Below are 5,244 nucleotides of genomic sequence, written 5' to 3'. Positions count from 1 at the left end.
ATTATGAAACAATTCATAAAAATCATAAAACAACAATCCATTTGTATGTAAAACTCTACCAATCGCCATTTTCTTTTGCCTTATTGTGGATTTTAGTTTGGTCGGATTTTTTATTGCCTATTTCTATGGTTGAACCACCCGTTCCTCCTTTACCCTCTTTTTTTGCTCTTGCCCCACCAGATGATTTCTTTCTTAATTGAAGTATTGTGCCATCTTGTAATTTTACTCTTTTTATAATCTCTCCATAGTCATCTATTTTATCTCCTAACACTTCCGCTCCTTCTGTAATATCGTTCCAAATTTCTTTGATTTGTTTGTTATCCTTAGCCATATAGACATCTTTATAACCCTCTTTCTTTAAAGCATACTTCTTTTCTATTACATCTATCACTTCTTGCTTAGTAGCATACTTAGACTTCTTTAATATTTTTACATCTTTTTTACTCTTATTTTTATCAATAGCTTTATTTATTTTAGAAATAATCTTTTTAGCTTTCGATACTTTTAGCATTGGAAGTATTGTGATGGCTTCCGATAAAGCATTTACATACTCACTAGCAGTTAAGTTTTCATAAGTTGATTGTATAGAGTTTAAAGGTGATATTTCATATAAAATATCTTTTGCTTCATTCAATAAAGTATTGAGTTCATCATCATTCTTTGCGTCATTTTCTTCGGGCAACTCTATCTCTATAAACTCCCCACTCCCATCTTGTGTTTCTATTCTTATCACATTAGGAGGAATCTCATTTTGGGATTCTATCTTTGGTGGTTGTGGAATCTTAAAATTATTTTGGATTCTTACTTCTACATTGTCTTGCACAAATTTTCCTATATGCTTTGCTGTTGCTATCTACTCTTTTATTATCTAAATAGATATTCATTCTTGCTTTTGTAGATTCTGTAGTTTGGTGGAATCTCTCTATAATGTTTTGTGGATTTAGATTATATTGTAGAATCCCATTCATCTATTAATCTCTCCAATCCATCTTATGATATTTCCTTTATTATCAATCTCTACTTCTAAATCTTTGTATTTATTATAGAATCTTGGGGCTAGGATTTCGTTGAAATATTTGTCTCCTTTTTCTGTGCGAACGACTAAGATATTATACTGCGACCAATATTGTGGGGTGTCCCAAGAAGTCGAACCAATTGTAAGATTCCCATCTTCAACATTTCTATCAAATGCCCCTGCATACAAAAAATTATCTCTAAAATACTTCCAAGATTCATATATGTTTTCTTTGTAGTCTGATAAATATACATCTTTGGGCTCTTCTGCTAAAAAATCCACATAACCACATAAAAATAACTCTCCAAAAATACTAAAATAATTCGCTTCAAAGCTCGGGATAGGCTCATTAAATAAATATTTATGCGTTTGATAATCATAGCCTTGAGAGTATTTGCTAAAAGGCAAACGAAGAACTTGGTCAAATTCTTGAAATTCTGTTAAACCTGTTATCCACCCCAGCAAATTATATTCTAAAAGCTCTAAAATATCCGTTTTTCTAGCTTGTGAATATATCTTTAAAAACCAATCCAATATTTCCATTTCTGGTATTCGTTTTATATACTCTCCACTCTTAGTAATTTCAACAAATAAACCGCCACCACGCCAGTAGATTAATTTTAGGCGATTTTTGTCATATTTTATGAAATCTTTTTTTGTAGGTTCAACAACAAACCCCCTATCATATTGTTTTAAATATTTCACTAAATACCTCCTTTGTTCTTATGAATATCAATATGGATTTTCCTTTGCACTTTTAACTCTTTATTGTGTATATCTATTGTAGGCAAGTTATTGCTTTTATTGCTTGAATGTGTGCGATATTGAATTCTAGTTGTATTGTCATCTAGAATAGTATATTTCATAGGCTTACCTTTATCATCCACATCTGGCTTTACCCTTCTCTCATTTTGAGTGAATTCTCTCCATATTTTATCTAATTCTTTTTGATCTTCAATAAGACGAATGCGTGTGTCCTCGCCATTTTTATTAAAAACTTTCTTAAGTCTATCCGTTATCTCTAACACTTCATTTAGTGTCAAACTCCTGCCCATTCCTGTTATATTCTTAATGCCTTTGATAGCTGAACCTACACCCCTTAATGCAGGAATAAACATTGCACTTGTATCTTGCAAAGGTGGGTCATCAATCCCTAATAATGCAGTAGGGGGCAACTCTATCTCTATAAACTCCCCACTCCCATCTTGTGTTTCTATTCTTATCACATTAGGAGGAATCTCATTTTGGGATTCTATCTTTGGTGGTTGTGGAATCTTAAAATTATTTTGGATTCTTACTTCTACATTGTTTTTAAGAAAGTTCTCTAGTCTTTTATCTGTTTGTGTGGATTGATTGGTTTGTTCGTTTAAGCGTAAAACTACCTGTTTTACCATTGTTTCCATTTCTGTTTCAAGCATATAGGGTGCAACTTCTTTCTTTCCTATTAGCAAACAACCCTCACTAATTTTAGGGGATTCTCCCTCGTGGATTAGAATCCCTCTATTAACTCCTACAAACTCATTATAAAGTTTTAATACTTCTTTTCTTGTGTTGCCATTATGCAAACTCACTTCATCTCTCCTAAGTTTAATGAGAATGGGTTTGAATGTGTAGAATCCCATTCATCTATTAATCTCTCCAATCCATCTTATAATATTGCCTTTATTATCAATCTCTACTTCTAAATCTTTGTATTTATTATAGAATCTTGGGGCTAGGATTTCGTTATAGTATTGTGCGCCTCTTAGAGTAATAGTCGCATTGATATTGTATTTGCTCCATTGATTTGGGCTTTCCCAAGAAACATTACAGAAATCCTCCGCATTAAAACGCTCTTTAGCAATGAAATTGTCTCTAAAGTAAATCCAAGATTCGCTTTTGTCTTTTTTATAGTTAGATAGTGTTGGCTGGGTTAGCTTATCAATAATATAAAAATCTACCTTATCGTTTAAAAATAGCCTAGCAATTACCGCAATGTATTTTGCTTTGTATTTTTGGGAATATAGATTAAATATCATATAGATTTCTGAATATTCATAAAATTCACTCAACTCACACAAAATATCATACTCTATAATCTCCATTATATCTTGTTCGGTTATATTTGTATGAATGCTAAAAATATCAAGATAGGACTTGATATACAAGTCAAGCGCAATATCCCACTTTGGAAAGAGACTCCCGCTCACAGATTCTAAAACTTTAAGGCGCATTGTTGATTCCTTTATCTATATGTATTTTATAATCTTTGTTGTTGATTTTAGTGTCTATGGTGTGAGAATTACCACTTGCTTCACTCGAATAATCTCTTAGGCTTACCTCTGTCCCATCGTCTAGCGTTCTTACAATTCTTATTCCTTTCGGATTCTTCTCTATGCGCTCATTTTTAAAATTTCTCGTCAATTCCTCCCATAATTCCAAAAGTTTTTCTTTGGTCCCTACCAAGTATATTCTCGTCCTTTCTTTTCCTTTGGAGTTAAATGCTTTAGGGAGTTTTTTGATTCTCTCCAACACCTCCTCTCTTGTCAAACTCCTGCCAATTCCTGCTACATTCTTAATGCCTTTGATAGCTGAACCTACACCCCTTAATGCAGGAATAAACATTGCACTTGTATCTTGCAAAGGTGGGTCATCAATCCCTAATAATGTAGTAGGGGGCAACTCTATCTCTATAAACTCCCCACTCCCATCTTGTGTTTCTATTCTTATCACATTAGGAGGAATCTCATTTTGGGATTCTATCTTTGGTGGTTGTGGAATCTTAAAATTATTTTGGATTCTTACTTCTACATTGTCTTGCACAAATTTTCCTATATGCTTTGCTGTTGCTATCTACTCTTTTATTATCTAAATAGATATTCATTCTTGCTTTTGTAGATTCAGATTATATTGTAGAACCCCATTCATCTATTAATCTCTCCAATCCACCTGATGATATTGCCTTTCTCATCTATTTCTACTTCTAAATCTTTGTATTTATTATAGAATCTTGGGGCTAGGATTTCGTTGAAGTATTTAGTGCCTTTGGGAGTTCTTGCAACCCAAATATTATACTGCGACCAATATTTGGGAGTATCCCAAGAGGTATCGCCTAAAATCAAACTATATCCTTTCTCATCAATCGTATCGGGTTCGTCTAAATCTCTATTAAATCTATTTGCATAAAAATAATTATCTCTAAAGTGTATCCACGCTTGATATTTGTCTTCTTTATAGTAAGATAAATTTGTAGGATAATCTATCCTGTTCCTATCCTCATCATCACAATATGAGCCAAAATCAATATAACCTGCTAGGAAGAGTTGCCCTATGACATTAATATATTCGCTAATATAAGTGGGTCTAGGTGGATTTGGGGAGAGGTTATTATCAAGGTGGTCTATGTGATAGGCTTGAATAGTGATTGAATCCACTTCATTTCTTGCGAAAAATTTATCATCAATAAGCCCTAAAAATAAATATTCAAACGATAATAATATATCAGATTTTGTTGTATATCGTAAATAATCTAAGAACAAATCCATTTCAAAACATTGCCCTTTATCGTTATTGCAGAATCTATCCAAAGCTTTATTGCTCCTATATCCTGTTTCACTTGAGTGCTTGTATAAAAAAATAGGATATCCTAATCCATAAATCACTTTAAGTTTTGTCATTTATCCTCCTTATTTTATATGAATAGTTTTATTTATGTAAGGATTTTTATTATGTATCTCAATAGCTTCTCCACCACTTGTTGAGGCTTCTTTATATTGAATAATCGTTCCATCATCTAATTCTCTCCTGTAAATTGGCTTTCCATGCCTCTTGTCAGTTTGCGGCTTTAATTCTCTTGCATTCTTAGTCAATCTTTCCCATAGTTCGTCTAGTTCTTGTTTATCTTTAACAAGGCGTCTATGTTCGTTGCTCCCTTTAGGTAACCTATTCACTGTCTCCAATACCTCCTCTCTACTCAACGACTTAGGCTTTATAGATGTGGATTTCTTTTTAACCTTTGGTTTGGGCTTATATTTTCCTCTGCTTAGGATTCCCAATCCTATGTCTAATGCAATCTCTCCTGTAGTGTGCCAAAGATTGCTTTCTTGTTCTATATCCCCTTGCGATTCCTCTTGATTTTCCTCTGGCAATATTATCTCTATAAACTCCCCACTCCCATCTTGTGTTTCTATTCTTATCACATTAGGAGGAATCTCATTTTGGGATTCTATCTTTGGTGGTTGTGGAATCTT

Annotated in this window: 7 protein-coding genes and 1 pseudogene; all 8 read right to left on the bottom strand. The window is 33.1% G+C overall.

Annotation, left to right across the window (positions count from 1 at the left end):
* Positions 1-55: 55 nt before the first annotated feature.
* Positions 56-823, bottom strand: coding sequence for a hypothetical protein (locus tag LS69_RS10945; protein WP_238699296.1), 768 nt, complete (start codon positions 821-823; stop codon positions 56-58).
* Positions 789-968: a hypothetical protein gene (locus tag LS69_RS09700; RefSeq protein ID WP_138124545.1), complete on the bottom strand. Its 180-nt coding sequence runs from the start codon at positions 966-968 to the stop codon at positions 789-791. Before LS69_RS09700 ends, LS69_RS10945 begins: the two co-directional genes overlap by 35 nt.
* Positions 965-1,720: a hypothetical protein gene (locus LS69_RS09695; RefSeq protein WP_138124542.1), complete on the bottom strand. Its 756-nt coding sequence runs from the start codon at positions 1,718-1,720 to the stop codon at positions 965-967. Before LS69_RS09695 ends, LS69_RS09700 begins: the two co-directional genes overlap by 4 nt.
* Positions 1,720-2,637, bottom strand: coding sequence for a hypothetical protein (locus LS69_RS10940; RefSeq protein WP_238699295.1), 918 nt, complete (start codon positions 2,635-2,637; stop codon positions 1,720-1,722). Before LS69_RS10940 ends, LS69_RS09695 begins: the two co-directional genes overlap by 1 nt.
* Positions 2,638-3,228, bottom strand: a complete 591-nt coding sequence (locus LS69_RS09685; RefSeq protein WP_138124539.1) for a hypothetical protein — start codon at positions 3,226-3,228, stop codon at positions 2,638-2,640.
* Complete coding sequence (locus LS69_RS10935) at positions 3,218-3,817, bottom strand: hypothetical protein (protein ID WP_238699294.1); 600 nt, start codon at positions 3,815-3,817, stop codon at positions 3,218-3,220. Before LS69_RS10935 ends, LS69_RS09685 begins: the two co-directional genes overlap by 11 nt.
* A 101-nt stretch (positions 3,818-3,918) precedes the next feature.
* Complete coding sequence (locus LS69_RS09675; RefSeq protein ID WP_138124536.1) at positions 3,919-4,671, bottom strand: hypothetical protein; 753 nt, start codon at positions 4,669-4,671, stop codon at positions 3,919-3,921.
* A 9-nt stretch (positions 4,672-4,680) separates the two neighbouring features.
* Positions 4,681-5,244, bottom strand: a pseudogene (locus tag LS69_RS10595) (hypothetical protein); the annotation flags it as partial.

The sequence above is a fragment of the Helicobacter sp. MIT 05-5294 genome (assembly GCF_000765675.1).
Taxonomy (GTDB): Bacteria; Campylobacterota; Campylobacteria; order Campylobacterales; family Helicobacteraceae; genus Helicobacter_D.
Note: the sequence above shows the minus strand (reverse complement) of the source record. Positions and strands in the feature narration are given on the sequence as shown.

Excerpts from the sequence above, each read along its gene's own strand:
- LS69_RS10940 (WP_238699295.1), bottom strand. The coding sequence starts at position 2,637 with ATGGGATTCTACACATTCAAACCCATTCTCATTAAACTTAGGAGAGAT.
- LS69_RS09700 (WP_138124545.1), bottom strand. The coding sequence starts at position 968 with ATGAATGGGATTCTACAATATAATCTAAATCCACAAAACATTATAGAG.
- LS69_RS09675 (WP_138124536.1), bottom strand. The coding sequence starts at position 4,671 with ATGACAAAACTTAAAGTGATTTATGGATTAGGATATCCTATTTTTTTA.
- LS69_RS09685 (WP_138124539.1), bottom strand. The coding sequence starts at position 3,228 with ATGCGCCTTAAAGTTTTAGAATCTGTGAGCGGGAGTCTCTTTCCAAAG.